The sequence below is a fragment of the Brevibacterium album DSM 18261 genome (assembly GCF_000426445.1).
Lineage (GTDB): Bacteria > Actinomycetota > Actinomycetes > Actinomycetales > Brevibacteriaceae > Brevibacterium > Brevibacterium album.
Map to the genome: position 1 here is coordinate 316,384 of NZ_AUFJ01000011.1, position 26,165 is coordinate 342,548.

The window sequence follows — 26,165 nt, forward strand, 5'->3', positions numbered from 1 at the left end:
GAGACGCACACACCCGAGACAAGGAGCAGATATGAGCAAGCAGAAGCCCGTCGTCGACTTCCCCGGCGAGTCCGCGCCCACCGAACTCGAGATCGTCGAGGAGACCGAGGGCACCGGCGAGGAGGCGAAGCCCGGTGACACCGTCGCCGTCCACTATGTGGGTGTGGCCTTCTCCACGGGCGAGGAGTTCGACGCCTCCTACAACCGCGGCGCGCCGCTGCAGTTCAAGCTCGGGGTGGGCATGGTCATCCCCGGCTGGGACCAGGGCGTGACCGGCATGAAGGTGGGCGGACGTCGCACGCTGCGCATTCCGCCCCACCTCGCCTACGGCCCCTCGGGCGTCCCCGGTGCGATCGCTCCGAACGAGAGCCTCATCTTCGTCTGCGATCTGGAGAAGATCGGCTGAGCTCTCCCTGAGCGGGATGCGCCGGAGCCCTCAGATCCTCGCCGCCGCGGCCCGGCCCGCGGCGGCGGCGGCGAGGAAGGCCGCGAGATCCCGGTCGAGGCCGCGCCCCATCGTCGACATGCGGACGGGTGCGGCCTCGAGCGCGTCGAGGAGACCGGCGAGTCCGATCTCCTCGCGCACGTGCCCTGCGGCGGTGAGCACTGCGAGCTGCTCCTCGAGTCGCGCCGGCAGCGCGGCGCCGTCATCGGCCCAGGCCTGCTCCTGCCCCCACGCACGGGCGCGGGCCGCCTCTGCGGGCGTGAGCGAGCCCAGCACGGGGGCGGGCACGAGAACTCCCGGCCGGGCGACCCGGCCCACCGCGGTGAGCGTGTGGTGCGAGACGCCGAGGTGGCGGTCCCGGGCATCGGCCTGGGACATGCGCAGGGCAGCGATCGCGGTGCCGCCGAGCAGGGCCGCGGCATTGAGGTGGTCGCCCACCACGAGACCGGAGAAGCCGTAGGGTGTGCCGGTGCCCAGATTGCCCGGACCCTGCGCGACGATGACGGCGTCGGCGTCCGCGATGTGCACGGCGCTCAGCAGGCCCGTGTGGACCGTCACGGCCTCGTGATCGCCCCCGTGAGCCTGGCCGACCGTGACCGTCGCGCTCAGGACGCCCGCTTCCCGGAGCGTGCTCACGGCGCGGGAGAACTGCAGGGGCAGGGCGGCGCCGTCGGTCATGACATACGCGATCCGCGCCTCGGGCCGGTCTGCGCGGATGCCCGCGGCGATGGCCGGCACGGCGGAATGCAGGTCTGCGACGACCACGGGGCGGCCTGCGAGCGAGTCCGCCGTGCGCAGCGTCTCGTGGTGCGGAGACTCCTGATCGTCGACCCCGAGCACCATCGTCTGCAGCGGGGAGTACCGGTCCTTGACGAGGTGCCCCGGGCCGGGCGGAGGATCGGCGGGCAGGCTCTCGGGCAGTGCGATCACGAGGGCGAAGCCGCCGGTGCCGAGCCCGCGCGCGAGCGCGGAGACGTTGAGGAGCACGGCGTCGCCGGGCTCGGGGGAGCCCACGAGGTCCGTGTAGGCCAGCGCGCGCACCTCCGCGGCGGAGTCGTCGCCGGGCAGGGGGGTGTCGAGCTGCGCGCTCACCTCCCGCGCTCCCGGCCGGTCGTGGAGGACTGTGCGGACTGTCGCGCGGCGCCAATGGATCATGGTGAGTACTGTAGGGGACGTGTCACGAGTACGTCGTCAGACCGAGCGGCTGCTGAACCTGCTCATCGCCCTCCGCGCGGCCCAGGGGTGGGTCGACCGCGAATTCCTGCGCCGCGCCATCCAGGACTACGCGGATCTCGACGATGCCGCCTTCGACCGCCAGTTCAGCCGCGACAAGCAGGCGCTTGCCGAGCTGGGCATCCGCATCAGCGTGAGCGACTGGGACGACCCGGTCACGGGCGGCACCGGCTACGGGTACCGCATCGAGGACTCCGACTACGCGCTCACCGAGATCGGCTTCACGCCGGAGGAGGCGGCACTCGTCTCCGTGAGCCGGACGCTCCTGGACGACACCGCATTCGCCGCCGGGGCCGGGACCGCGCTGAGCAAGCTCCGCGGTCTCGGCGACGGCTTCGACGCCGGCAGCGGGGACAGCACCGCCGCCGAGGTGTCCGCCCGGCTGCCGGGCTCGCTCGCAGGCACGGCCTTCGCGGATCTGCTGCATGCCCTCGAGGCCCGGCGCGCGGTCTCGTTCGACTACCGCAGGCCCGGTGGGGAATCGGCCACGCGGCGGCTCGAGCCCTATGCGCTGCTGACCAGGGGCGCGCGCTCCTATGTCATGGGCCGCGATCTCGACCGCGGTGCGGTGCGCTCCTTCCGCCTCAGCAGGATCTCCGGCCGCATCGCGAAGGTGCCGCGCCGCCGCGACGGCGACTATGCGATCCCGGAGGACTTCCGGGCCGCCGAGCAGTTCGCCCCCGAACCGGCCGCCGAGCCGGCGGAGATGCCGGTACGCTGCCTGCTGGCCCTGGCCCCGGGACGTGCGCTGCCGCTCAGGGAGGAGGGCGCGCCCGCAGTGCTGCCGGCGGAGGCGGCCGCGCCCGCGGGCTGGGAGGGCTGCGAGGTGCCGCTCGACGATCCCGCCCGGTTCGCCGAGCGCCTGCTGGAGTTCACCCCCTCCGTGGCCGTCGTCGCCCCGGCCTCGCTGCGCGGTCTGCACCGCGAGCTGCTCGCCGCCACCGCCCAGGCGCTGGAGGTCGCCGGCCGTGGCTGAGCGCGCGGCGGACCGGCTCGCCCGCCTGCTGGGCCTCGTGCCCTATCTCACCCGCAGGCCCGGGACCACCCTCGATGAGCTCGCGGCCCATTTCCAGGTCGATGCCGCGCAGATCGTCGACGATCTCGAGCTGCTCTTCGTCACGGGCCGGCCCGGCCATCTGCCCGATGACCTCATCGAGGCCGAATGGGAGGACGGCAGGGTCTACGTGGGCAATGCGGAGGAGGTCTCCGTGCCCGTGCGGCTGAGCCCCTACGAGGCGGCGGGCCTGCTGCTCGCCGTCGAGCATCTCGCGGCATCCGGGGCTGCTCCGGCCGAGACCGTGGCGGCGGTGCGCGAGAAGCTGGCGCGCACCGCCGGCGGCGCCGCAGGCGTGCTCGACGTGGCGCCTCCCACCATCGCCCCGGACCTCGCCGCACGGATCCGGAGTGCGCTGCGTGAGGACCGGGCGCTCCGCCTCGAGTACTACGTCCCGAGCCGTGACGAGCTCACCGTGAGAACCGTCACACCGCACCAGCTCCGCCTCGGCCGGACGTGGTATCTGGACGCGCACTGCCACACATCGGGCGGAGAGCGCAGCTTCGCCGTCGAGCGGATCCGCAGCGCCGTGGTGACGGACCGCCCCGCAGCGGATCCTCCGGACGCCGCGCCCGCGGAGACCGGGAGCACGGCCGGTTCGCGGCTGCGCCTCGTACTCGCACCGGAGGCGGCCTGGCTCGCCGATGAGCTCGCGGCTTCGGCCCCGGGATGCGAGCTCGTCCACGATGCGGCCGGACCGGGCACCGTCGCCGTAACCGTCCCGCGGGCGGGCCGCGACTGGGCCAGGCGGCTCCTGGCCGCGCACGGTCGGGGCGTGCTCGAGGTCGAGCCCGCCTCCCTGGCCCGGGAGGCGGCCGCACTCGTACGCGCCGGACTGGACCTGTGCGCAGACGCTCCCGCCCGCCACTAGACTTGACCCGAGTACTGCCGTCCAAGGAGCCCGAATGCGACCCCAGCCTGTTCACTTCATCATCCTCATCGTCGTCGTCCTGCTGATCTTCGGAGCTCCCAAGCTGCCGAGCATCGCCAGGAGCATCGGCAAGTCCATGAAGGTCTTCAAGTCCGAGGTCGAGGACCTCCGCGGCGACCGCAAGGACGAGTTCGACGAGGACGAGCGCCCCGCCAAGCGGATCGACCGCACGTCCTCGGCACCCACCGTCGACGACGTGACCGGTGCCTCGGAACGCGCTGCTGAGCCGCGCACCGAGGACGAGACTCGCAAGGACCGGTGAGCACGAGCGAAGTCTGACAGGTGGTGAAGAAGGACAGAACGGGCGGGCGACGCTCGAACCCGGAGAAGAGGATGTCCCTGGGCGGACATCTCATCGAGCTGCGCAACCGCGTTTTCGCCTCGGTGATCGTCGTCGCGCTCGCGGCGGTCGCGGGCTGGTTCCTCTACGATCCGGTGCTGCAGATCCTGCAGTCGCCCGTCGAGCAGATCGCGTCTCAGGAGGGGCGCATCGCGGAGCTCAACTACGCCGGCATCGCCTCGCCCTTCGACATGAAGATCAAGGTGTCGCTGTTCATCGGCATCATGCTCGCCGCCCCTTTCTGGCTCTACCAGGTGTGGGCCTTCGTCATGCCCGGCCTCACCAAGAAGGAGAAGTGGTACAGCCTGGGCTTCATGTCCACGGCGATCCCGCTCTTCATCGTGGGCGCCTCGCTGGCCTTCTTCGCCATGCCCAATGCCGTCAAGGCGCTGTCCTCCTTCACCCCCACCGGCGCCACCAACATCATCCCAGCCCAGGACTATCTCACATTCGTCATGATCATCACGGTGGTCTTCGGCTGTGCGTTCGTGCTGCCGGTCCTCATGGTGGGGCTCAACATGGTGGGCGTGCTGAGCGCCGGCCGCATCCGGAAGTCCTGGCGGATCGTGGTGCTCATCGTGTTCGTGTTCGCCGCGATCGCGACCCCCGCACCCGATGCCATGTCCATGTTCTTCCTCGCGGTCCCCATGCTCCTGCTGTTCTTCCTCGCCTGGGTCATCTGCCTCCTGGGCGACCGCCGGCGGAAGCGGAAGCTCATCGCGGAAGGGCTGTGGGTCGACGAGGACGACGAGGAGGAGTGAGACCATGACCGTCCTCAGGGACTTCCGGACTGCCCTGGGCTTCGAGCTCGATGCCTTCCAGGTGGAGGCGTGCGGCAGTCTCGAGGCGGGCCGCTCCGTCCTCGTGTGCGCGCCCACGGGGGCGGGGAAGACCGTTGTCGCACAGTTCGCGGTGGCGCTCGCGCGCGCCCGGGGGGTCAAGGTCTTCTACACCGCTCCCATCAAGGCGCTGAGCAACCAGAAGTACCAGGATCTCGCAGCCGAGTACGGCCCCGCGCAGGTGGGCCTGCTCACCGGGGACACGACCATCAACCGCGAGGCCCCGATCGTCGTCATGACGACCGAGGTCCTGCGCAACATGCTCTACTCCGGCGAGCCGCTCGCGGACCTCGGCTTCGTGGTGCTCGACGAGGTGCACTACCTGGGCGACCGCTTCCGCGGGCCCGTCTGGGAAGAGGTCATCATCCATCTGCCCGCGCACGTGCGGATCGTGGGCCTGTCCGCGACGGTGTCCAATGCCGAGGAGTTCGGCGCCTGGCTGCGCGAGGTCCGCGGGCATCTCGACGTCGTCGTCACCGAGCACCGTCCGGTGCCGCTGCACAGCCACGTCATGGTCGACGGGGACATCCACCGCCTGTTCCGGGCCGGGAACGGCTCCGCCGGGAGCGGCGGCGCGAACGGCAGCCTGGACCCGGACCTCGTGCGTGCGATCCGGCAGCTGGAGCGCGCTGCCGGAGGCGGGGGCCGCCGGGGCCGCGGGAGGGGCGGTGCACCCGGCCGCCTGCGCATGCGGCGAACCTCGCGGCTGGAGATCCTGCGTGAGCTCGGCTCGCAGTCGCTGCTGCCCGCCATCTTCTTCATCTTCTCGCGGAACGGCTGCGACGAAGCGGTCGAGCAGATGCTTGCCGCGGGAATCGACCTCACGAGCGAGGAGGAGAAGCGGCGGATCCACGCCCGGCTCGACGCGCTGCTCGACCAGATGCCGCGGGAGGACCTCGGCGTGCTGGGCTACGGCAGCTTCTCGACGGGTCTCCTGCACGGCTTCGCCGCGCATCACGCGGGGATGATCCCTCAGTTCAAGGAGGTCGTCGAGGACCTCTTCGCGGACGGCTGCCTGCGTGCGGTGTTCGCCACGGAGACGCTCGCGCTGGGGGTGAACATGCCCGCGCGCACCGTCGTGCTCGAGAAGCTCACGAAGTTCAACGGCGAGGCGCACGTGCAGGTCACGCCGGGGGAGTACACGCAGCTCACGGGCCGCGCCGGGCGCCGGGGGATCGACACGGAGGGCCATGCGCTCGTGGTGTGGCATCCCTCGATCGACGTCGCGGACATCGCCGCCCTGGCCTCGAAGCGCACCTACGCCCTGCGCAGCCGCTTCACGCCCACATACAACATGGCGGCCAACCTGCTCGCCCGGATGAGCCGCGAGGACGCCGGCCGGGTGCTGGAGACGTCGTTCGCGCAGTTCCAGGCGGATCAGGGGGTCGTCGGACTCGCCCGCAAGCTCAGGAAGAACGAGGGCGCCATCGCGGGCTATCGGGAGTCGATGCGATGCGAGCGCGGTGACTTCGCGGAGTACCACGGTCTGCGCCGGGCGGTGTCGGCGGAGGAGAAGAGGGCCCGGCGGACCCGAACCCGTGCGAAGCAGCGGGAGGTGATCGAATCGCTCGGCCTGCTGCGGGTCGGAGATGTGATCGTCCTGCCCTCCAAGCGGTCGCTGGGCGCCGGCGTCGTCATCTCTCCCATGCAGAACCGGGACGCGGAGACGCGCCTGCCGAGCATCCTCACCGAATCGGGCCGTGTGTGGCACCTGCGCCCGCACGAGGTGACGGAGGCTGCGGTGAAGCTGGGGCGCATCCGCTTCCCCAAGAAGTTCAATCACCGGGTGGTGCAGCAGCGGCGGCAGCTCGGGGACGCGCTCATCGAAGCGATCGAGGAGGGCCGGCTCGACGATCCGACGGAGGCGATGGCGAGGGCGCGGTCCGCGTCGAAGGGCCCGCGCCAGGACAGCGCCCGGGTCGACGAGCTGCAGGCCGCGATCCGTGCGCACCCCTGCCACAGCTGCCCGGACCGCGAGGACCACGCGCGGTGGGCCGAGCGCGCGGACAGGCTGGAGGCCGAGACCGCCGCGCTGCGAGCGAAGATCGAGGGCCGCACGGCGTCCATCGCGAAGGTCTTCGAGCGCGTGTGCGATGTGCTCACCTCGCTGGGCTTCCTCCCCGACAGCCGGGTGCTGCGCCGCATCTACGGCGAACGCGATCTCGTGACTGCGCTGGCCGTCCGCGGCGGGGTGATGGACGGGCTCACGGAGCCGGAGCTCGCAGCCCTGGCCTCCGGCCTCGTGTACACGGCACGTCAGGACGGCACCTTCGGCCTGCCGCGCATGCCCACTGCGGCCCTCGACGCCGCGGTGCTCGAAGTGCACGGGCTCTGGCGGACCGTGACGGAGCTCGAGACGCAGGCCAGGCTGGCCGAGACCCCGGAGCCGGACTTCGGCATCGCGCGCTGCGTCTTCGCATGGACGGAGGGGGCCTCGCTCGACACCGCGCTGCGCGGCTCGGGGATCGCCGCAGGCGATTTCGTGCGCTGGGCGAAGCAGACCCTTGACGTCCTCGGCCAGATCGCGGACGTCGCGAAGCCGGAGACCGCCGCCCGCGTCCGCCGTGCCGCCGCCGCGATCCGCCGCGGCGTCGTCGCTGACTGAGCCTGGGTTGACTGAACCGTCGCGGTTTGAGGCGGGGCGAGCGGGCTTGTGCTGACCTGGCTTGCGAGGAGCGGGGGAGAGCGGCTGTCCCCATCAGAGCGGGGGCGCCTCCGCCTGTGACCAGGCGCGGGGTCCGTTCGTCGTTCCGGTGGCTGCGGGCTGTTCGGAAGCCCGGCCCCACGCTCCCGCTCGTGCTGCGTTCACGGCGGCACGAGCCATCGGACTCGGCCGAGTCCTCAGGCGCTCCGGCCGGAGGCCTCCCCTCTGCCGCCTACGCCTCGCTCACGCGTGCGGCCAGCCGGTGTGCGGCTTCGACCTCGATGATGTTCGGGTCCGCCAGGGTGACCGCCTCGCGCCCCAGCGGCGCGTTCCATAGGAAGGTGCCGCCGGCATCCCTCCTGACGGTCAGGATGCCCAGGGTCTTAAGCTGATGACAGGTGCGGCACAGCGGCTGGATGTTCTCCGGCACCGTGAGCCCGCCGCGCTCCGGCAGCAGGTGGTCGAAGGTGACGATGTGATCCGCTTCGCACCTCGCAGCGTTGCGAGTGCACCCGGGAGCGGCGCACTGCTTGTGCTTGGCGGCGACCGTTCGGCGGATCCCGCCGGGCACCCGATACGTCCGTGCAGCCTCGTCGATGACGGTGCCGGTCACGGGATCGGTGAGCAGCCGGCAGAGCACCGACTGCGTCGAGGCGATGAGCCGCGCCGCGGCCGCGGGCAGGGGAGCGGTGCCCGCGAGGTCGGCGGGGAGGTCCGCGCTCGGATCGAGCAGGTCGAGGATCGGCACCGTCACCGCGACGGAGGCCTGCTGCGCCAGCCAGTCACCCTCCGTGGGGCACTGCACGCGCAGGAGGGGCGGCGGCGGTGCACTGTCGTCCGTCTCGCAGGACGGCACGGGCGCATCCAGCGCAGGCGCACCCGATGCCGATGCGCTCAGTGCTGATGTGCTCGGCGCTGGTGCGCTCAGTGCTGATGCGTTCAGCGCCGCAGCGCCGAACGCCGTGCGCCCCCGCGAGCTGCGGTGGGGCTCGCCGGCGGTCCCCGTCCGCGACCACCGCATCGTCCGCGGTCGGAGTTCCCGCTCTCACCCGGTGTCCGGCCAGCGGGATGCTGACCGTGGCGAGCGTCTCGATGGGGGCGCCGCCTGTGGGATCGGGCAGACGGAATCTGCGCTTCTCCAGTGCGAAGTGGGACGGGCCGGTGCTTGCGGCACAGGCATCGCTCGCGGCAGGCCGGCTGCTCGCCGGGCGTGCATCCACCGGCGCTGCCACCGCGTTCGGGGATCCCAGCGGGACATGTGTGGCTGGGGCCGCAAGGGCGGCCAGGTCGAACATGAGCTGGTCGAGGGTGCGCTCATCGACGATGACAGCCTCGGTGCTGTCGGCACCGCTCGAACCCGCTCCCTCGCCCGTGCGCGGCACGAGGGCCGCGACGGCACCTGACCGCACCGCGCGTGCCGTCGCCTGCAGCCGCATGTGATAGGGCTCCAGCACCGGCGCCGGTCCCTCCAGTGTGAGGAATGCCCTCCCCGAGCTCATACGCTCATACGTGACGCGCCGCAGCGCATGGACGGACTTCGCACGTACGTCCTCCGGTGCGCAGCGCTCCGTCTGCCTGCGCACGTGCCGGACGAAGGTCTCCTGGGACGCATCGAGCATGCGATGCCCGTTCCCGGCGCGCTCTGCGGTGTCCCGGTCGAGCCAGCGCGCCTCGGTGAGCCGGCGGTGCGCCTGCCCTTTCGTGAGATCCTCGTCGACGATGACGGCCCTGACGACGGCGGCGGGCAGGTGCGTCCTGATGATCTCCTTCGCGGAGTGCGTCCCGTGGGAGGTCAGCAGCGCTTCGAGTGCCTCGGGGCCCTCTTCGGCGACGAGGACGGCGAGGGCCGTCTCAGCCAGGCAGATGAGGTGCAGGGCGCCGAGGCGGTCGAGCGCATGCGCGGTCTCCTGCATCGCAGCGGAGACGGCGCGCGGATCGATCGCCGTCGCTGAGTGTGCCGTCGCCGCTCCGCTCTGCCGCTCCTCGACCATTCGCCAGGTGTCTCCCGTCGGCAGCTCACCGGGCTGACGCCCGAACAGCGGGAGCCGTGCCGGCCGGTCGTGCTCTCCTGCGGGACTATGGCTGCTGCCGCGGGCCAGGTATTCGCAGACGTCATGGGCGGTCACCAGCGCGACGGTCTCGAACTCCTCGCAGCCGCCGAGCCGCATCTCGCGCTCCGCTGCCTCACGGCGTGCCGCGGCATGCTCGCGATGAGCCCGCGTTCCCCGCCGCGGCCGCAGCGTGTCCGCACCGCCGCATCCTGAGCTCTCCATCGTGCTCACCCCCTCACACCCGCGCTTCGCAGAAAGGAGTTCTTCCGCGCTTCGCGAAAGCGGCTCTTCCGTGCTCTGCAAAGACGAAGGTCATCCCCGAATCCTCATCATTGAGCTATGTAGGCCGAATCTACCGTGGAGCACGGACACAACTTCGACGCGAGCGGACTGAGCCGGGGTGACTACTCCGCGCCGAGGTCGTCGAGCAGGCCCACGGCCGCACCCATGTACGCACTGATCCAGCGGTCGTGGATGCGCCTGATCGGCAGCGGAGCGAGCGCGAGGTGCCGCTCGCGCCCGATCTTCCGCCCGGTCACGAGCCCTGCGCGCTCGAGCACCCGCAGGTGCTGGAGGACCGTGGTGCGATCGACCTCAGGCAGCCGGGCGCACAGGGCTCCCGTCGTGAGAGAGCTCTCCCGCAGGGCGTCGAGCATCCGTCTGCGGAGGGGTGAGGCCAGCGCCTTGAACACCAGGTCGTCATCGTCCTCGGCCATGCCCGTCCCGCTGCCTCCTTCCGGTCCGCGGCACTCCCGCGCGGCACTCCCGCGCGGCACTCCCGCGCGGCACTTCTGCGCAGAAGCCCTTGTGCTCCGGGAAATCATGTTGTAAAAATATAACATGAATGCGGAAACCCCTCTCACCGAACTGTCCTTCACCGTCTCCGGACGGATCGCCAAGCCGTGCGCCCAGGTCTTCGAGGCCGTGGCGGACCCGGAGCAGCTCTCGCGCTATTTCACGACCGGCGGGGCGCGGGGACGCCTCGAACCCGGAGGCGAGGTCACGTGGGACTTCGCCGATTTCCCCGGACGTTTTCCCGTCGCGGTGCTCGAGGCACAGCCGCCCCACCGTCTCGTCATCGCCTGGGAGGGCGAGGAGACGGCGGGGGAGGGCGCCGACACGCGCGTGGTCTTCGAGTTCGAGCCGCTCGAGGACGACGCACGCACTCTCGTCACCATCACGGAGACCTCGTGGCAGGCCACCGAGGCCGGAGCGCGAGCGGCCTTCGGCAACTGCGAGGGCTGGACGGGGATGCTCGCCGCGCTCAAGACATGGCTGGAGCACGGCATCAACCTGCGCGAGGGCTTCTACCGCTGACGCCTCATGCCCTCCGGCGGACCCGCTTCACGACGTTCTCGATGTCGGAGCCGAACACGTTCTCGGTCGTGAGGTAGGTCCACGTCGAGGACGGCCGCTTGAGCCCGTGCGCGGGCAGGTCCACGCCATCGGCCGTGAACTCCGCCTCCTCCAGCACATCGCTGGCGGCGGCGAGCACATCGTCCCAGAACGTGGCGAAGGCCTCGATGGACTCGGTGTTGAAGGCCTCGTGCGGCTTCTCCCTCGCGAGTGTGCGGAGGTGGATGCCCTCGCGCAGGTCGTTGAGGAAGGCCAGGTGCTCCACCCAGCGCTCGTCGATGCGGAACAGCAGGACGTCGCGGATCGCCTCATCGAGCACCTCGGGCGAATGCGCCTCCTCGATCTCCCCGACGCGCTCGGCTCCGAGCATCTCGCGCAGCTCCTCGACCCCGCGGGCACCCGTGCGGATCTCCTCGCGGCGCGCGAGCACGAGCTGGCGCTGTTTGGCCATGAGCTCGTTGAACCTCCACGTGTCGCGGTGGACCGCGGTGTTCTCGCCCTCGGCGACCCGCTGCGCGTGCTCCACGAGCGCAGCCGCGCGCTTGGATGTGATGAGGCCGGTCTCATCGCCCTCCTCGACGAAGCGCTGGGCCTCGGGCACACGGGTCATGAGGTCGTCCTCGAGGCTCGTGAAGAACACCGAGGTGCCGGGGTCGCCCTGCCGGCCGGCGCGCCCGCGCAGCTGATCGTCCAGCCGCGAGGACTCGTAGCGGCCCGCTCCGATCACCAGCAGGCCCCCGGTCTCAGCGACGACGGCCGCTCCCTCGTCGTCGTCCGCGCCGAGCCGGATGTCCGTGCCCCGGCCGGCCATCTGGGTGGACACCGTCACGGCACGGGCCTGACCGGCCCGCGCGATGATCTCCGCCTCGCGGCTGTCGTCCTTGGCGTTGAGCACTTCGCACTCGATCCCGCGCTCGCGCAGGCGCGCGGCGAGCGATTCGCTCTCCGCGACGGAGCGCGTGCCCACGAGCACCGGGCGGTCATCGGCGTGCGCGGCGGCGACCTCCTCGACGATCGCCCGCTCCTTGGACTCCTGGAAGGTGTAGAGGCGATCCGGCTCGTCCACGCGGATCACCGGCTCGTGCGGATCCACCGGCACGATCTCCAGGCCGTAGAACTCCCGCAGGTCGTCGCCCACCGCCAGCGCCGTGCCGGTCATACCGCAGACCCGTTCGTAGGAGTGGACGAGCTCCTCGACGGTCATCTGATCGAGGATCTCGCCGCTCACGGAGGTCTCGAGGCTCTCCTTGGCCTCGACTGCGGCCTGCAGGCCGTCGGGCCAGCGCTGCAGCTCGGCGATCCGTCCGCGCGCCGCGTCGATGAGCTTCACCGCACCGTCGACCACGATGTAGTCCACGTCGCGGTGGACGAGCGTGCGCGCGTAGAGGGCGATGTTCACGGCGGCGAGCGTCTGTGCGTCCTCACCGTAGAGATCGGCCCCCAGCACCTCCTCGACCCGATCGATCCCGGCCGATGTCAGCGACACGGAGCGGCGGTCCTCGGCGATCTCGATGTGCTCCTCGGGGTCCAGCTCGGCCACGAGGCGGGCGATCGCGCGATCGGCATCCTCCTTCTCCGTGGAGCCGGCGAGCACGAGGGGCACACGGGCCTCGTCGATGAGCACGGAATCCGCCTCGTCGACGATGAGGACATCGCGCTCGGGGATCCGCATCTCCTCGCCGGGCAGCCGGAAGCGGTCACGGAGGACGTCGAAGCCGATCTCCGAGACCGAGCCGTAGACCACCTCGGCCTCATAGGCCCGCCGCCGCTCCTCCTCGGGATCGGAGCCGGACACCGAGGCCGCGCTCACGCCCAGCAGCTCGAACACCGGGGCCATCCAGTCCCGGTCGCGGACGGCGAGGTAGTCGTTGACGCTCACGACGTGCACCCGGCGGCCCTGCAGCGCGTAGCCGGCCGCCGCCAGTGCACCCACGAGGGTCTTGCCCTCACCCGTGAGCATCTGCACGACCGTGCCGTCGAGCAGACCCGCGAGGCCCGTGAGCTGCGTGTCGTAGGGGCGTTCGCCCAGACCCCGCTCGGCGGCCTCCCGCGCGAGCGCGGCATAGCGCAGGAGCTGTTCGTCCGCGCTCCCGGAGGCGAAGGCCTCGCGGGCGCGCGCGGTGAGCTCCGCGCCATCGAGCTCCGCGCACTCCTCGGCCAGTCTCTCCAGCTCCGCGCCGGAGCGGGTGAACCGCCCTACGCGCCTGTCCGCCTGCGAGCCGGGTCGGTTGAGGAGTCGTGTGAGAATTCCCATGGGGTGCAGTCTATGCAGGACCGCCCGCGTGCGCGCTCACCGCGCTTCCAGCGGCCAGTCGCCGGAGACCACCGCGTCCGGGCGCTTCCGCCGCAGCCACTCCTGCAGGCCTGCCGACTGCTCCCGCTTCCAGTCGATCTGCCGTGCGTGCAGGGCTTCCGCCGGTGTCCCCGCCAGCTCGGCCGAGGCACCGGCGAGTGCGAGCGCGATGAGACCGGCCGCACGGGCATCGGCACGGGCGTCGTGCGCCTCGGTGAGTGCGATCCCGTAGTGCTCGCACAGCGCCGTGAGCGTGCGCGGTCCGCGCCGGAAGCGCTCGTGCTGCTTGTCGAGCACGAGCGTGTCGAGGACCGGCGGCAGGAGGTCGAGGAGTGCACCGGGGGAGGGGAGCATCCCCAGCCGGACGGCCTCGGCGGCGAGGACGGTGAGGTCGTAGACGATGTTGTGCCCCACGAGCGGCGTCCCCGACTGCCCCAGGGAGCGGATCGCGGCCAGCAGCTCCGGCACGGCGCGCACCGTCGGCACCCCGTCCGCGCGCACGCGCTCGGTCGTGATGCCGTGGACCCGCTGAGCCGCCTCGGGTATCTCGACGCCGGGATCGACGAGCCAGTCGTGCGAGGCCTGCTCGCGCCCCTCGGCGAAGGGCACGAGGGAGGCCGAGACGATCCGGGCGGAGTGCGGATCCACACCGGTCGTCTCGAGGTCGAAGGCGACGAAGCGGGAGGCCCAACCGGGAGGCGCCGGGGGCACGGGAGCGGGAGCCGCCCCATCTTCCGGGGGAGCGGCGCGGACGTCCGGGGCTGAGCGCGGAGCGCTCTCTCCCCTGAGAGCGGCCAGGACGCGCGCCATCGAGCGCTCGAGCCCCTGCTCGGTCGCGAGGCGTGCGGCCCGTTCGGCGTCGGGCGCGGCTCCGGCACCGGCGACGAACTCCCCGACCGGCAGGTCGTGCAGACCCTCCATGACGCGGTGCCCGGCGCGGATCGCCTCGGCGTGTTCGACGAGCGCCTCGCGCCGCTTGGGGGAGAGCCCGTGGTCCTTCTCGCCCCGCGCCGCGGCGGCGAGGACCTCCTCGAGTCCGCCCCAGCCGGCGATGAGCTTGGCGGCGGTCTTGTCCCCGATCCCGGGCGCCCCCGGGATGCCGTCTGAAGGGTCGCCGCGCAGGGCGGCCAGCGCGCGGTACTCCGTGCCCGTCGAGACCTGGAAGAGCCCGGGCAGGTCCGCGGCCGAGGTCGTCTCCCAGAGCCCGCCGTTGCGCGGACGGTGGATCCGCACCCGCCGGTCCGGACGCAGCAGGGCCAGCAGATCGCGGTCGGAGCTCACCACGACGATGTCCTCGTGCGCGCACTGGTGGACGATGGAGGCGATCACATCGTCGGCCTCCGTCCCGGGAACCTCGGCGATGGGGATGCCGAGGGCGGCGAGTGCGTCGAAGATCACGGGCAGCTGGATCTCGAGGTCCGGCGGGGTCTCCGTGCCCCGCGCCTCATCCGTGACCCGGTGGGCTTTGTAGGAGGGCAGCAGCCCGGTGCGGAAGTCCGGCCGCCAGTCCGCGTCCATGACAGCGACGATCCGTCGCGAGGCCCACTGCTCCGTGAGCTGCGTGAGCGCATCGAGCAGACCCTTGGCGGCGTGCACCGGCCGGCCGTGCGGCGAGCGGATGGTGTCCGGCAGACCGTGGTAGGCCCGGTAGTACAGCGTGGGGGTGTCGAGCACCAGAAGCGGAGTGGTCACCCCAGGAGCCTATCTCGCCCGTCCTGCGAGCGCCCCGGCCCGCTGCGCACCACCCGCATGGGACAATTCCGGGATGACCGATTCCACTGCTGTCTTCCATGGGGGAGACGTCTACTCCAGCGTCGATCCCTTCGCCACCGCCATCGCCTTCGCGGGCCCGCTCGTCTCCTGGGTGGGCGAGGACGAGGCCGCCGCGACCATGCCCGGCGAGCAGGTCGACCTCGCCGGCGATTTCCTCACTCCCGGCTTCGTCCACGCCGGTCTGCTGCTGGGGGCCGGCGCCGCCTCTCCCGCTCCGGCCGCGCTCCTGGCCGCCGGTGTCACCACCGTCCATGTGCTGGGCCCCGCCGGGGATCTCGCCGCCTTCCGGGAGGATGCGCCCGGAGCTCTCACGGTCCTCTCCTACCCGTTCACGGGGCCGGGCCGGGCCGCGGGCGGAGACGAGCAGGACGCAGAGGGTGCGGGGCGCGCCGGAACCGCGGTGCGCGCCCCAGAACTCACGCCGGACCTCCTCGCACACAGCGGCTCCCTGTTCATCGTCGTCGAGGACGTCGCAGAGCTCGACTCCGTGTGCGCAGCGCTCACCGAACCCGAGGTCCGCACGCGGGCGCAGCGCGGCCTGTGGCGGATCCTCGTCCGATGCGCGGTGGAGGAGCGCCACATCGCGGGCCTGGCCGCGGCCGGGGTGGGCATCACACTCGATCCGGCCGCCCGCTCCCAGCCGCTCGCAGCCCTCATGAGCGCCGGAGCGCAGCTGAGCTTCGCCCTCGACCCCGCTGCGGGGACGGAGGCCGTGCGACCCTGGGAGACGCTGGGCGCGGCGGTGTTCCGCACCGAGTCCGGCATCTCCGCCCGCGCGGCCTTCAACGCCGCCACGAGGTTCGCCTTCCGCGCCGTCGGCAGCTTCGAGGGCGGGGTGCTCGCACCCGGCGCGCGAGCGACCGCGGTCCGCTGGCAGGCGGGCGAGCTCGTGGTACAGGTCGCCGATGAGCGCCTCGCCGCCTGGAGCACGGACCCCCGTTCCGGAACCGCCGGCCTGCCCGACCTGTCCGGGGCCTCCCCCCTGCCGGTGCCCCGCGAGGTCTGGGCGGACGGCGAGCGGTTGCCCTCCGCCCTTACGGCTCGGTAGATTCGTTCCGCGCCTCGTACTCCGGGGCCCGGTTCCGGCGGCGGGGCCATTAGACAACGCATGGCACTGGCACAGTGCTGACACCGGCATACTGCTGGCCCTGTGCGGCCCGAAGGCCCCGCCGCCGACTGCTTCCGCCCGGCGCGGTGGGCGATTTCGGCTAGAGTGACCGCGATGAAGACACTGGTCGTGATCCCCACGTACAACGAGATCGAATCGCTCCCGCGCACGCTGGACCGGCTGTTCGAATGGACGCCGGAGGCCCATGTCCTCGTCGTGGACGACGGCTCGCCGGACGGCACGGGGGAGTACGCCGACGCCCGGGCAGCGGAGGATCCCCGGATCCATGTGCTCCACAACGAGGAGAAGGGCGGGCTGGGCGCGGCCTATCTGGCCGGATTCGCCTGGGCGCTCGACGGCGATTGGGAGGTCATCTGCGAGATGGACGCGGACGGCTCGCACCGCGGACGCGACCTCCCGCTCCTGCTGCGCGCGGTGGAGGAGGGGGCCGACCTCGCGATCGGCTCGCGCTGGATCCCGGGCGGGGCCATCGTCAACTGGCCGCTGCGCCGCCACCTGCTCTCCCGGGCCGCGAACGCCTACGCCAATGCCGTCATCGGCCTGGGCGTCGCGGACGCGACGGCGGGATTCCGCGCCTTCCGCCGCGGAACGCTCGAGGCCCTCGACCTCAGCGGCGTGCAGTCGGCCGGCTACTGCTTCCAGATCGACATGACGCGCCGGGTGCTCGCCTCGGGGCGCACGATCGTCGAGGTGCCGACCGCATTCATCGAGCGCGAGCTCGGCCATTCCAAGATGGACGGCGACATCATCGTCGAGGCGCTCGCGCGCGTGGCGCGCTGGGGAGCCGAGCGCCGCGGCCGGCAGCTGCGCTCCCTGCTGCCCGGCACCCGGGCCCGAGACGCCGCCTGAGAACGACGCACGCCCCGCACAGTGGCGGGGCGTGCGCGGGCTGCGGGCGCGGGCCGCTCAGTGGCCCTTCGTCATCCCCCCGGAGCGGCGGAACTCGAGCCGCTCGTCGAGGAGGACCTGGAGCTCCTCGAAGGAGCGGCGCTCGAGCAGCATGTCCCAGTGGGTGCGGACGGGCTTGGCCTCTTCCTCCTCGGTCTCTCCGCCGTCCACGCGGGTGCCGATCCCGTGGGTGCCGGAGTCCCACTGGCTCGGCACATCCGCCTCGACGGAGAACGGGACGGTGAACCTGTGGCCGTCCTCGCACTTGTACTCGATCAGCTGGCGGGGAGCCGGCTCGACACCCTGCTCGGACTCGAGGCTGCGGGAGCCCAGCTGCGTGCCGCGGAGGCTGCGTTCGCTCATCTGTCACTCATCTCTTCAGGTTGGGGAGAGTCCTACACCGAACACAACAGTGTACCCCCGCACGACATTCCCCTAGCATGGAGCCATGACCAGCGCACGCGAGCCCATCGAGCCCGACGACGTCTACGAGAAGGTCGAGTGGACCACGGGCAGGCGGCTGCGCAGGGCCGCGCAGTCGGCCGGCCGCACGGCCTCCACCGCCGGACGCACTGCGAGGCTGGTCGCCGGCGCCGCAGCGCAGAGCGCGCGCACCGGAGCACGGAGAGCGGCGGCGCCCGGCGGTGCGGTCGACCGGGCCGAGGAGCGCCTCGACGATCTGCTCGGCGCCGCGGGGGAGAGGGTCCCCCGCCGCAGCGAGCGGACGGACCGTGCGGTGGCCACCGCACGGGCGACGGTGCACGCGGGCGCCCGCGGAGCGCGGCGCCTGCTCCGCTCCTGAGCGCGGGACGTGAGCGCACTCGATGTGAGCACCGCCGCGCGTCTGCGCATCCGTGCCCAGGGGCTGCTGCGCACAGCGCCGGACCGCCCCGTCGCCGAGGTCGCCCAGGCCTTCGGGGCGCACCAGGCACAGGACCTGCCGGGGGTGATGGCCTCCCTCGCGCTGCGAGCCCGGCCCCGTGACCCCGCGGCCGGGCTCGCCGAGGTCGCGGAGGCCTTCTCCTCCGGCGCCCTCGTGCGCGGATACCCCATGCGCGGCACCGTCTTCGCCGTCGCCGCCGAGGATCTGCGGTGGATGACCGAGCTGTGCTCCGCGGGGCCCGTACGCGCCGCGCGGAAGCGCAGGCCGCAGCTGGGGCTCGAGGAGCAACATGTGACCTGCGCGCGCGAGGCCTTCGAGCGGATCGCGACGCCGGCCTCGGCACCGGGGAGCGGACGGGGAGTGCTGCGTGCGGAGGTGTTCGCGGAATGGGAGCGGGCGGGCCTGGACACGGGCGGCGGGCGAGGCTATCACCTGCTCACGCACCTCATCTCGACCGGTGCGGCGGCGTACGGGCCGTGGCGTGAGGAGGAGACCGCCCTCGTCCACGCCGAGAGCTGGCTGCCTGCGGGATCGAGCCTCGGGGAGCGCTTCGGCGGCGATCCCACGGCGGCGACGGCAGAGCTGCTCCGCCGCTACCTCGTCTCGCACGGCCCTGCGACGCTGCGGGACTTCGCCTGGTGGACGAAGCTTCCCCTGGGGCAGGTCAGGAAGGCCCTGCCGCTCATCGCGGACGATCTCGAGACCGCAGAGCCCGCCGCCTGCGGACTGCCGGGGGAGGAGCCCGCGCTGCTGCGGCCCGGACTCCTCGAGGAGCATGCGGCGGCACCGCGACAGGCTCTCGCGGAGCTCCTTCTCCCGGGCTTCGACGAGCTGGTCCTCGGCTATCCCGACCGGCTCTTCCTCATGACCGCCGAACAGCACACGGCGCTCGTGCCGGGCAACAACGGGGTGTTCAAGCGCGGCGCCTTCCGCGGTGCCCGGCTGGTCGGCACCTGGACGCGCACCGGAGCCGCCGGACGGCGGAAGCTCGTGCTCGACGCACTCGCACCTCTCACGCCCGCGCAGCGCGCGCGGTTCGAGAGGCTGTTCGCGGCATTCCCCTACACTCGTCCCTGACCCGCGCGCCGTGCCCGGCCGGCAGCGCCCGCTCCCGCACCTGCCCCAGGAGGACCCTCGTGCACCCTGCCGACACGCATTCGACCATCAGCGTCCGGGGGGCGCGGGAGAACAACCTCAGGGAGGTGGACATCGACCTGCCGAAGCGGCGGCTGACGGTGTTCACCGGCCTCTCCGGCTCCGGCAAGAGCTCGCTCGTGTTCGACACCATCGCCGCCGAGTCGCGGCGACTCGTCAACGAGACCTACAGCTCGTTCGTCCAGGGCTTCATGCCGTCCCCGCAGCGGCCGGATGTGGACCTCCTCGAGGGACTCACGACCGCGATCGTCGTGGATCAGGAGCGGATGGGCTCCAACCCGCGCTCCACGGTCGGCACCGCGACGGATGCGAACGCGATGCTGCGCATCCTGTTCTCGAAGGCAGGCAGCCCCCACGTGGGCCCGGCGAACGCGTTCTCCTTCAACCTCGCCTCCGTCTCCGGCGCCGGCGCCGTCACGCTCGAGCAGGCCGACGGGAGCACGAAGAAGGAGCGGCGGGAGTTCAGCGCGCAGGGCGGCATGTGCGTGCGCTGCGAGGGGCTCGGCGTCATCCACGATGCGGACCCTGCTCAGTTCTACGACGAGACGAAATCGCTCGAGGAGGGCGCGATCACGGTGCCGGGGTACAAGCCCGGCGGCTGGTCGGTGCGAGCCTATTCGGAATCGGGCTTCTACCCGGGAGACAGGCCGGTCGCGGAGTTCACGGAGCAGCAGCTCCACGACTTCCTCCACCGGGACCCGGTGAGGGTGAAGTTCAACGGGATCAACACGACGTACGAGGGTCTCATCCCGCGCCTGCGGAAGTCGCTGCTCACGAAGGACCGCGAATCGATGCAGCCGCACATCCGCGCCTTCGTCGACCGCGCGTTCACCTATGTGCAGTGCCCGTCGTGCGGCGGGACCCGGCTGAACGAAGCGGCACGCTCCTCGCTCATCGACGGGATCTCGATCGCGGACGCGTGCGCCATGCAGATCAGCGATCTCGCCGAGTGGGTCCGCGGCCTCGACCTGCCCGCCTATGCGCCCCTGCTCGCGGGGCTCGGCCATCTCCTCGACGCGCTCACGAACCTGGGTCTGGGCTACCTGTCCCTCGAGCGGTCCTCGGGTTCGCTCTCGGGCGGCGAGGCGCAGCGGATCAAGATGGTGCGGCACCTGGGCTCGCCGCTCACGGACGTCACCTACGTCTTCGACGAGCCGACCACGGGCCTCCACCCCCATGACATCGACCGGATGAATGCGCTCCTGCTGAGCCTCCGGGACAAGGGAAACACCGTCCTCGTGGTCGAGCACAAGCCGGAGACCATCGCGATCGCGGATCTCGTGGTGGATCTGGGCCCGGGGCCCGGCTCCGCCGGCGGTGAGATCGTCTTCACCGGCTCCGTGGAGGATCTGGCGCAGGCGGACTCGCCCACGGGCCGGCACCTCCACGACCGGGTGCGGCTCAAGCCCGAGGTGCGGGAGCGCAGCGGGGCGCTGGAGATCCGCGGGGCGAACCTGCACAACCTCCGGGACGTCGATGTCGACGTTCCGACCGGCACGCTCACGGTCGTCACCGGCGTGGCCGGCTCCGGCAAGAGCTCGCTGGTGCACGGCTCGCTGGCCGGACGGGAGGGCGTGGTCGTCGTCGATCAGACCGCGATCCGCGGCTCCCGCCGTTCCAACCCCGCGACCTACACCGGTCTGCTCGAACCCGTCAGGAAGGCCTTCGCGAAGGCCAACGGCGTCAAGCCGGCTCTGTTCAGCCCCAATTCCGAGGGGGCGTGCCCGATCTGCAAGGGCGCCGGAGTCATCTACTCCGATGTGCCGACGATGGCAGGGGTCGCCGTCGTCTGCGAGGTGTGCGAGGGCCGTCGGTTCCAGGCGGAGGTGCTCGAGTACCGGCTGGGGGAGAAGGACATCTCCGAGGTGCTGCTCATGCCGGCGGCCGAGGCTCTGGAGTTCTTCTCCGCAGACGGCTCGAAGGTGCCGGCCGCCGCGAAGATCCTGCGCCGTCTCGTCGATGTGGGTCTCGGCTACATCGCGCTCGGACAGCCGCTCACGACACTCTCCGGCGGCGAGCGCCAGCGGCTCAAACTGGCCGTGCAGATGGCCGGCGAGGGCGAGGTCTACGTGCTCGACGAGCCGACGACGGGGCTGCACCTGGCCGATGTCGAGGCGATGCTCGCAATGCTCGACCGGCTCGTGGACGGCGGACGGACGGTCATCGCGATCGAACACCACCAGGCGGTCATGGCCCATGCGGACTGGCTCATCGACGTGGGACCCGGCGCCGGGCACGACGGCGGGTCGGTCGTGTTCGAGGGGACGCCCGCGCAGCTCGTGGAGCAGGCCCGGGCAGGGGAGTCGACGCTGACCGGACGGCACCTCGCGGAGTACGTGGGCGCCTGAGCGGTCTCGCACGAACTGCGGCAGGTTCGAGCGCCGTCCGGTCAGGGCGTGCGGAGGATGCTCGCCGGGAACGCACACGGCTGCGGGCGCGAAATCGCTTTCGCGCCCGCAGCCGTCTTCGCTAGCGTGCATAACGGCTTGGTAACGGCCAGGCCGCAGCCCGCAACCGGAGATGCACCCGCATCGGGGAGGACGACCGGATGAAGACCCTCACGAACGGAATCCGCACGCTCGCGCTCATGGGAGGGGCCGGCGCCGTGGCGGCGACCGCGCTGCTCGGCACGGCGGGGCCGGCCCAGGCCGAGTCCGGCTCGGTCTGGGACCGCGTGGCCGAATGCGAGTCCGGCGGGGACTGGCACATCAACACCGGCAACGGCTACTACGGGGGACTCCAGTTCTCGCAGCAGACCTGGGAGGCCTTCGGCGGCGAGGGGATGCCCCATGAGGCCAGCCGGACCGAGCAGATCCGGATCGCGCAGAACACGCTCGAGGAGCAGGGCCCCGGAGCATGGCCCACCTGCGGGGAGGAGGCCGGCCTGACCAAGGAGAACGGCGCCGCCGATGACGGCAGCGGCTCGGGTGACTCCGGAGACGATTCCAAGGACGACTCCGCGGATGAGGGCAAGCCCCGCCTCGGCGCCAGCTGAGCCCTCGTATGACCGGACAGCCTTCTTTTTGAACACGTTCAAAAAGAAGGCTGTCCTCGTTCCTCCTACTATCGCTTCGAATCCAAGGAGGCCTTCGTCCAGGAGCTCTACGCTCGCGTGCAGGCCGAGCACCGCGCACTCGCACTGCCGCGCCTGAGGCAGGGCGCGGGACTGGGGGAGAACCTCGGCGCTGAGTGCGATCATCTTCGCCGAGCCGGAGGCCGAGCTGTTCACCGGCTTCCTCGGCGAATGCAGGGCGGAACTCTGCATCAGCACGCCGACGTGGGTCGAGGCGATGATCGTCGCCGAGAGGAAGGCCGGCATCGACGGTCGCCGCGATCTGCAGCTGCTCCTCGCCGAACTCTCAGTCCAGCCGGTTCCGCTGACCCCGACGATGGCCGAGCGCGCACACCGGGCCTGGCGGCGCTACGGCAAGGGCCGGCGCCGGACGCGGCTCAACCTCGGCGACTGCTTCTCCTATGCCGCCGCCCAGCATCTCGGAGCGCCGCTGCTGCACAAGGGCGAGGACTTCGCACACACGGACATCGCATCGGACTGAATGCGTCCAGGAGCTCGACTTCTGGCACCCCTGAGCGCCACAGTGCTATACGCCGATAATCTACATTATGTTAACTGAGTGTCTGCGTGACCGTCCGCCCCCGCTCCCTCGCGCTGTCCCACCGACATTCAGGACGTAGGCTCGTCCTCGGGACGCACAGCACTCCTCAGGAGACACAGCACGCAGCGACGAGAGGACCGCGCATGCCGCACATCGCAGGAATCGACTTCGAGGCCCCCATCGTGCTCGCCCCGATGGCCGGCGGGCCGTCCACACCGGAGCTCTGCGCGGCGGTGTGCGAGGCCGGCGGTCTCGGATTCCTCGCCGCCGGTTACCTCAGTCCCGAGCAGCTCTCCGCCGACATCGCCCGCACGGCCGAGCTGACCGACCGCCCCTTCGGTGTCAACGTCTTCGCCGCCGCACCGTCGCCGGACACCCCGGAGACGCGCGCGCAGTGGCGGGAGTACCGTGCGCGCCTGCTCGCGGCCGGACACCCGGCCGAGTTCCTCCCCGACGAGCCGCTGGCCACGGACGACGCCTATGCGCAGAAGCTCGATCCGCTCGCCTCCTCCCCCGTCGCAGCGGTCTCCTTCACCTTCGGCCACCCGAGTGCTGCCGATATCGAACGGCTGCACGAGGCGGGCAAGGCCGTCATCCTCTATGCCACCTCGAAGGCGGGCATCCGCGCCGTCGCGGAGTCCGGGGCCGATGCCATCGGCGTCCAGGGCATTCATGCGGGAGGTCATCGCGCCACTGTCGACGGTGTGGATGATCCCGACCCCGAGGGCGACGAACAGGCGCCAGATGCCCAGCAACTCATCCGGCTTGCGAAGGCTCTCACTCAGCTGCCGATCATCGCCGGCGGCGGCATCGCGAGCGCCGAGGACGTGCGCGCACTCCTCGACGCGGGCGCGACCGCCGTCCAGGTGGGAACCCGCTTCCTCACGGCGTCCGAGGCAGGTACGCGCAAGACCCACAGGGCCGCCCTGCTCGAACTCCGGGATCGCGAGACGGTCCTGACCGCGGCGTTCTCCGGCCGGCCTGCGCGCACCGTGCGCAATGCCTTCGCCTCGGCGCACTCGACGTCCGCACCCCGGCTCTACCCGCAGCTGCACTTCCTCACCGCGGGACTGCGGAAGGAGGCGAACGCCGCCGGTGACGCCGAGAACCTCAACCTGTGGGCCGGCACGGGCTTCGCGGCCTGCACGGAGGCACCGGCCGCGGCCATCCTCGCGGAGCTCGCCGCCCGATGACGACCTCCCCGGGGGCCGGCGCGCGCTTCCGCGCCGCCGGTGCCCACCCCGTCACCATCGCCCTCGGCCTCGCGGCCGCGATGGGTGTGGGCCGCTTCGTCTTCACCCCGCTCCTGCCGATCATGATCGGGCAGACCGGCATGACCGAGCAGACCGGCGCCCTCATCGCGACGGCCAACTACATCGGCTACCTCCTGGGCGCTCTCGCGCTCGCGGGCCGGAACGCCGTCCGCTCGCGCCTCTTCGTCGCGCTGAATGCGGTCCTGCTCATCGCCTCCGAGGCACTCATGCTCGGGACCACGAGCATCCTCGGGTGGTCCGCGCTGCGGCTCGCGGCGGGCTTCTCGAGCGCCGTCCTCTTCATCGCGTGCACCAGCAGGATCCAGGCGATTCTGAGCGATCCCGCGGTGCCGGCGGCCGAGGCGGCACGCACCCGGGGCCTCGGCTTCGGCGGGGTGGGCCTCGGCATCGCGCTCACCGGCGCGGGAACTCTCATCGCGGGCGGGGACACCGGCTGGCAGGCGCTGTGGATCGCCTCGGCGGCGCTCAGCACCGCGCTCCTCGTACCCCTGCTGCTCACTCCCCCGCCGGCCGCGACCCACCGGGCGAGGCCGGCCGAGGAGGTCCCGGCAGTGCTGCCCGCGGCACTCCGACGCCGGTCCTGGACCGCACTCATGTGCCTCTACTTCGCCGAGGGGCTGGGCTACATCATCATCGGCACCTTCCTCGTCGACGCGGTCGCCGCAGGAGACCCGGCGGGACTCGGAACGTCCGGCGCCGCGAGCGACGGAGCGCTCGTCGCAGGGAGCATCGTGTGGCTCGCAGTCGGCCTCGCCGGCATCGTGGCACCGTTCCTCTGGTCGCTGTGCGCCGCACGCACCGGCCTGCGCACCGCGCTGGTGCTCACCCTCGCCCTGCAGACCGCAGGGGCGCTCATCCCCGCCCTCACACCGGCGCCGGGATGGGCGGTGCTCGCAGCCCTCCTCTTCGGGGGCACCTTCGTGCCCATCACCATGCTGGCGCTCGGCATCGGCGCCCGTCTGGGCGTGCCGCGCTCGGCGGCGAAGCTCACGGCCGCCTACGGGCTGGGCCAGGTGCTCGGGCCCCTCGTCGTCATCCCCGTCCTCGGCGGGGGCTATGCGACGGCGTTCGCGGTCGCCGGCGCCGTGCTGCTGCTCGCAACCGGGCTGGCCGCACTCGGCCTCACTCCTCGGCCGCGCGCGGACCCTCACTGAGCGCCGTCCGCCAGGCCTCGGGACCGGCCACCGGGAACCTCCGCCCGCTGAGCTCGCTCGGTGCGATCCGCACGAACCGCCCTTTCTCCCCCGCCTGCCAGGGATGCAGGCGCAGCCCCAGGGTGTCGAGCAGGCCCTCGGTGCCTCGCACCTGCTCCGCGCGGCCCTTGAGCACCACGCTCCACGCCCGCCCTCCCTCGGAACCGTCCGCCTCGAACGCCACCGGCGCGGTGCCAAGCGCGGCCGTGAGCTTGCCGCCGGCCCCCGTGCGGAAGACCACCGTGCCCCCGTCGACCACGTAGTTGACGGGGAAGATGTCCGGTCCGCCCTCCGCGAGGACGGCCAGCCGCCCCACCGCCGCGGTGCGCAGCAGCGTCCAGCACGCGTCCGCGGAGAGCACCTCGATCGCATCGTTCCCGCTCATGATCCCGCTCCTCTCGTCAGGCTCTGCGCTTCCATCCTCTCCCGCCACCCTGCACGCCCGTGCTGCAGTCCCAGTCTCTGCACGGAATCGTCTCAGGCACATCTCAGGATCGATGGGAATGCGGTGACAGTTGAGTGCGTTAGGCTCAATGTAAACGCGGCGAGCTCGCTCAGGTGTCTCGCCGGTGACCTCGGAACGGAAAGGGAGGACCCCTCATGGCCAGCACCTCTTTCAACCCCCTGCGCGACATCGACCGCTTCTTCACGGACGTCACCCGCACCCCCAACTCCATCGCCCTGCCGATGGACCTCTACCGCGACGGCGAGACCTTCGTGGCCCGCATCGACATGGCCGGCGTCGACGCCTCCAGCATCGACGTGGATGTCGAGGATCGCACCCTCACGGTCAGGGCGGAGCGGACGGCCTCGGCCCCGGACACGGACATCAAGTGGCTGACCCGCGAGCGTCCCACGGGCACGTTCGCCCGGCAGCTCACCCTGGGCAACCGAGTCGCCGTCGACAAGATCGCCGCGGACTACTCCGACGGCGTCCTCACGCTCACTATCCCGGTCGCCGATGAGGCGAAGCCCCGCAAGATCACCGTCGCCCACTCCGGCGCGGCGGGGACGAACGTCATCGCCTCCGAGACCACATCCCGCGAGGAGACGGCCGAGGGGCAGTGAGT

Annotated in this window: 25 protein-coding genes; 17 read left to right on the forward strand and 8 right to left on the reverse strand. The window is 71.6% G+C overall.

Annotated features, from left to right (window positions below):
• The first annotated feature begins 31 nt into the window (after positions 1-31).
• Positions 32-406, forward strand: a complete 375-nt coding sequence (locus tag K318_RS0108830; protein ID WP_029089234.1) for an FKBP-type peptidyl-prolyl cis-trans isomerase — start codon at positions 32-34, stop codon at positions 404-406.
• Positions 407-436: 30 nt separating this feature from the next.
• On the opposite strand, the gene K318_RS0108835 is transcribed toward K318_RS0108830, so the two are convergent.
• A complete protein-coding gene (locus tag K318_RS0108835) occupies positions 437-1,600 on the reverse strand; it encodes a DUF3866 family protein (protein WP_029089235.1) in 1,164 nt (387 codons plus the stop codon).
• A gap of 19 nt (positions 1,601-1,619) precedes the next feature.
• On the opposite strand from K318_RS0108835, the gene K318_RS20480 reads away from it, so the two are divergent.
• Genes K318_RS20480 through K318_RS0108860 form a run of 5 tightly spaced genes read left to right on the forward strand, consistent with a single transcriptional unit; the run spans position 1,620 to position 7,447 of the window.
• Positions 1,620-2,654, forward strand: coding sequence for a helix-turn-helix transcriptional regulator (locus tag K318_RS20480; protein ID WP_051297733.1), 1,035 nt, complete (start codon positions 1,620-1,622; stop codon positions 2,652-2,654).
• Positions 2,647-3,603: a helix-turn-helix transcriptional regulator gene (locus K318_RS20485; RefSeq protein ID WP_035281165.1), complete on the forward strand. Its 957-nt coding sequence runs from the start codon at positions 2,647-2,649 to the stop codon at positions 3,601-3,603. Before K318_RS20480 ends, K318_RS20485 begins: the two co-directional genes overlap by 8 nt.
• Positions 3,604-3,637: 34 nt before the next feature.
• On the forward strand, positions 3,638-3,925 hold the full coding sequence (gene tatA, locus K318_RS20490; protein ID WP_035281167.1) for a Sec-independent protein translocase subunit TatA: 288 nt from the start codon (positions 3,638-3,640) through the stop codon (positions 3,923-3,925).
• 23 nt (positions 3,926-3,948) lie between these two features.
• Positions 3,949-4,764: a twin-arginine translocase subunit TatC gene (tatC, locus tag K318_RS0108855; protein ID WP_342664204.1), complete on the forward strand. Its 816-nt coding sequence runs from the start codon at positions 3,949-3,951 to the stop codon at positions 4,762-4,764.
• Positions 4,765-4,768: 4 nt separating this feature from the next.
• Entirely contained in the window at positions 4,769-7,447 is a 2,679-nt protein-coding gene (locus K318_RS0108860; protein WP_029089237.1) for a DEAD/DEAH box helicase, read from the forward strand.
• 271 nt (positions 7,448-7,718) lie between these two features.
• Here K318_RS0108860 and K318_RS20495 read toward each other — a convergent pair whose 3' ends face one another.
• The 3 genes from K318_RS20495 to K318_RS0108875 all read right to left on the reverse strand — a co-directional run bounded on the left by K318_RS20495 (position 7,719) and on the right by K318_RS0108875 (position 10,253).
• Positions 7,719-8,291 carry an HNH endonuclease signature motif containing protein gene (locus K318_RS20495; RefSeq protein ID WP_169721454.1) on the reverse strand — a complete coding sequence of 191 codons (573 nt, stop codon included), beginning with the start codon at positions 8,289-8,291 and terminating at the stop codon, positions 7,719-7,721.
• Complete coding sequence (locus K318_RS24970) at positions 8,269-9,759, reverse strand: hypothetical protein (protein ID WP_029089238.1); 1,491 nt, start codon at positions 9,757-9,759, stop codon at positions 8,269-8,271. The genes K318_RS20495 and K318_RS24970 overlap by 23 nt, the downstream gene beginning before the upstream one ends.
• Before the next feature lie 182 nt (positions 9,760-9,941).
• Entirely contained in the window at positions 9,942-10,253 is a 312-nt protein-coding gene (locus K318_RS0108875; protein WP_029089239.1) for an ArsR/SmtB family transcription factor, read from the reverse strand.
• A 124-nt stretch (positions 10,254-10,377) separates the two neighbouring features.
• Between K318_RS0108875 and K318_RS0108880 the strand changes: the two genes are divergently transcribed.
• Complete coding sequence (locus K318_RS0108880) at positions 10,378-10,854, forward strand: SRPBCC domain-containing protein (RefSeq protein ID WP_029089240.1); 477 nt, start codon at positions 10,378-10,380, stop codon at positions 10,852-10,854.
• A gap of 4 nt (positions 10,855-10,858) precedes the next feature.
• On the opposite strand, the gene secA2 is transcribed toward K318_RS0108880, so the two are convergent.
• A complete protein-coding gene (gene secA2, locus K318_RS0108885) occupies positions 10,859-13,147 on the reverse strand; it encodes an accessory Sec system translocase SecA2 (protein WP_029089241.1) in 2,289 nt (762 codons plus the stop codon).
• 36 nt (positions 13,148-13,183) lie between these two features.
• Positions 13,184-14,878: an exonuclease domain-containing protein gene (locus K318_RS25820; RefSeq protein WP_051297735.1), complete on the reverse strand. Its 1,695-nt coding sequence runs from the start codon at positions 14,876-14,878 to the stop codon at positions 13,184-13,186.
• 73 nt (positions 14,879-14,951) lie between these two features.
• On the opposite strand from K318_RS25820, the gene K318_RS20510 reads away from it, so the two are divergent.
• Positions 14,952-16,007, forward strand: a complete 1,056-nt coding sequence (locus K318_RS20510; protein ID WP_051297736.1) for a hypothetical protein — start codon at positions 14,952-14,954, stop codon at positions 16,005-16,007.
• 174 nt (positions 16,008-16,181) lie between these two features.
• On the forward strand, positions 16,182-16,937 hold the full coding sequence (locus K318_RS0108900; RefSeq protein ID WP_029089242.1) for a polyprenol monophosphomannose synthase: 756 nt from the start codon (positions 16,182-16,184) through the stop codon (positions 16,935-16,937).
• Positions 16,938-16,994: 57 nt separating this feature from the next.
• On the opposite strand, the gene K318_RS0108905 is transcribed toward K318_RS0108900, so the two are convergent.
• Positions 16,995-17,339, reverse strand: a complete 345-nt coding sequence (locus tag K318_RS0108905; protein WP_029089243.1) for an RNA polymerase-binding protein RbpA — start codon at positions 17,337-17,339, stop codon at positions 16,995-16,997.
• An 85-nt stretch (positions 17,340-17,424) separates the two neighbouring features.
• On the opposite strand from K318_RS0108905, the gene K318_RS0108910 reads away from it, so the two are divergent.
• From K318_RS0108910 to K318_RS20520, 7 genes are all read left to right on the forward strand, one after another.
• Entirely contained in the window at positions 17,425-17,778 is a 354-nt protein-coding gene (locus tag K318_RS0108910; protein WP_029089244.1) for a hypothetical protein, read from the forward strand.
• A gap of 9 nt (positions 17,779-17,787) precedes the next feature.
• Positions 17,788-18,936, forward strand: a complete 1,149-nt coding sequence (locus tag K318_RS0108915; protein ID WP_051297737.1) for a DNA glycosylase AlkZ-like family protein — start codon at positions 17,788-17,790, stop codon at positions 18,934-18,936.
• 59 nt (positions 18,937-18,995) lie between these two features.
• A complete protein-coding gene (locus tag K318_RS0108920) occupies positions 18,996-21,362 on the forward strand; it encodes an ATP-binding cassette domain-containing protein (RefSeq protein WP_029089246.1) in 2,367 nt (788 codons plus the stop codon).
• 200 nt (positions 21,363-21,562) lie between these two features.
• Complete coding sequence (locus K318_RS20515) at positions 21,563-22,009, forward strand: transglycosylase family protein (protein ID WP_035281173.1); 447 nt, start codon at positions 21,563-21,565, stop codon at positions 22,007-22,009.
• Between the two features lie 190 nt (positions 22,010-22,199).
• Positions 22,200-22,568, forward strand: a complete 369-nt coding sequence (locus K318_RS0108930) for a type II toxin-antitoxin system VapC family toxin (protein ID WP_029089247.1) — start codon at positions 22,200-22,202, stop codon at positions 22,566-22,568.
• 203 nt (positions 22,569-22,771) lie between these two features.
• Positions 22,772-23,821 (forward strand): NAD(P)H-dependent flavin oxidoreductase, encoded by a 1,050-nt coding sequence (locus tag K318_RS0108935; RefSeq protein ID WP_035281176.1) that lies wholly within the window; start codon positions 22,772-22,774, stop codon positions 23,819-23,821.
• Positions 23,818-25,056, forward strand: a complete 1,239-nt coding sequence (locus K318_RS20520; RefSeq protein WP_084499891.1) for a YbfB/YjiJ family MFS transporter — start codon at positions 23,818-23,820, stop codon at positions 25,054-25,056. Before K318_RS0108935 ends, K318_RS20520 begins: the two co-directional genes overlap by 4 nt.
• Here the strand turns inward: K318_RS20520 and K318_RS0108945 are convergent.
• The gene (locus K318_RS0108945) at positions 25,025-25,480 is read right to left on the reverse strand and encodes a pyridoxamine 5'-phosphate oxidase family protein (protein ID WP_029089249.1); all 456 of its coding nucleotides are present in this window, start codon (positions 25,478-25,480) and stop codon (positions 25,025-25,027) included. The two genes, K318_RS20520 and K318_RS0108945, sit on opposite strands and share 32 nt — an antisense overlap.
• Before the next feature lie 215 nt (positions 25,481-25,695).
• Here K318_RS0108945 and K318_RS20525 point away from each other — a divergent pair, with 215 nt between their 5' ends.
• Positions 25,696-26,163 carry an Hsp20/alpha crystallin family protein gene (locus K318_RS20525; protein ID WP_035281178.1) on the forward strand — a complete coding sequence of 156 codons (468 nt, stop codon included), beginning with the start codon at positions 25,696-25,698 and terminating at the stop codon, positions 26,161-26,163.
• The last annotated feature ends 2 nt before the right edge of the window (positions 26,164-26,165 follow it).

What these genes read in the sequence shown, in the direction of transcription:
- K318_RS0108830 (WP_029089234.1), top strand. Translation starts at nt 32, where the DNA reads ATGAGCAAGCAGAAGCCCGTCGTCGACTTCCCCGGCGAGTCCGCGCCC.
- K318_RS0108835 (WP_029089235.1), bottom strand. Translation starts at nt 1,600, where the DNA reads ATGATCCATTGGCGCCGCGCGACAGTCCGCACAGTCCTCCACGACCGG.
- tatA (WP_035281167.1), top strand. Translation starts at nt 3,638, where the DNA reads ATGCGACCCCAGCCTGTTCACTTCATCATCCTCATCGTCGTCGTCCTG.
- K318_RS0108860 (WP_029089237.1), top strand. Translation starts at nt 4,769, where the DNA reads ATGACCGTCCTCAGGGACTTCCGGACTGCCCTGGGCTTCGAGCTCGAT.
- K318_RS24970 (WP_029089238.1), bottom strand. Translation starts at nt 9,759, where the DNA reads ATGGAGAGCTCAGGATGCGGCGGTGCGGACACGCTGCGGCCGCGGCGG.
- K318_RS0108875 (WP_029089239.1), bottom strand. Translation starts at nt 10,253, where the DNA reads ATGGCCGAGGACGATGACGACCTGGTGTTCAAGGCGCTGGCCTCACCC.
- K318_RS0108880 (WP_029089240.1), top strand. Translation starts at nt 10,378, where the DNA reads ATGAATGCGGAAACCCCTCTCACCGAACTGTCCTTCACCGTCTCCGGA.
- secA2 (WP_029089241.1), bottom strand. Translation starts at nt 13,147, where the DNA reads ATGGGAATTCTCACACGACTCCTCAACCGACCCGGCTCGCAGGCGGAC.
- K318_RS20510 (WP_051297736.1), top strand. Translation starts at nt 14,952, where the DNA reads ATGACCGATTCCACTGCTGTCTTCCATGGGGGAGACGTCTACTCCAGC.
- K318_RS0108900 (WP_029089242.1), top strand. Translation starts at nt 16,182, where the DNA reads ATGAAGACACTGGTCGTGATCCCCACGTACAACGAGATCGAATCGCTC.
- K318_RS0108905 (WP_029089243.1), bottom strand. Translation starts at nt 17,339, where the DNA reads ATGAGCGAACGCAGCCTCCGCGGCACGCAGCTGGGCTCCCGCAGCCTC.
- K318_RS0108910 (WP_029089244.1), top strand. Translation starts at nt 17,425, where the DNA reads ATGACCAGCGCACGCGAGCCCATCGAGCCCGACGACGTCTACGAGAAG.
- K318_RS20515 (WP_035281173.1), top strand. Translation starts at nt 21,563, where the DNA reads ATGAAGACCCTCACGAACGGAATCCGCACGCTCGCGCTCATGGGAGGG.
- K318_RS0108935 (WP_035281176.1), top strand. Translation starts at nt 22,772, where the DNA reads ATGCCGCACATCGCAGGAATCGACTTCGAGGCCCCCATCGTGCTCGCC.
- K318_RS20520 (WP_084499891.1), top strand. Translation starts at nt 23,818, where the DNA reads ATGACGACCTCCCCGGGGGCCGGCGCGCGCTTCCGCGCCGCCGGTGCC.
- K318_RS0108945 (WP_029089249.1), bottom strand. Translation starts at nt 25,480, where the DNA reads ATGAGCGGGAACGATGCGATCGAGGTGCTCTCCGCGGACGCGTGCTGG.
- K318_RS20525 (WP_035281178.1), top strand. Translation starts at nt 25,696, where the DNA reads ATGGCCAGCACCTCTTTCAACCCCCTGCGCGACATCGACCGCTTCTTC.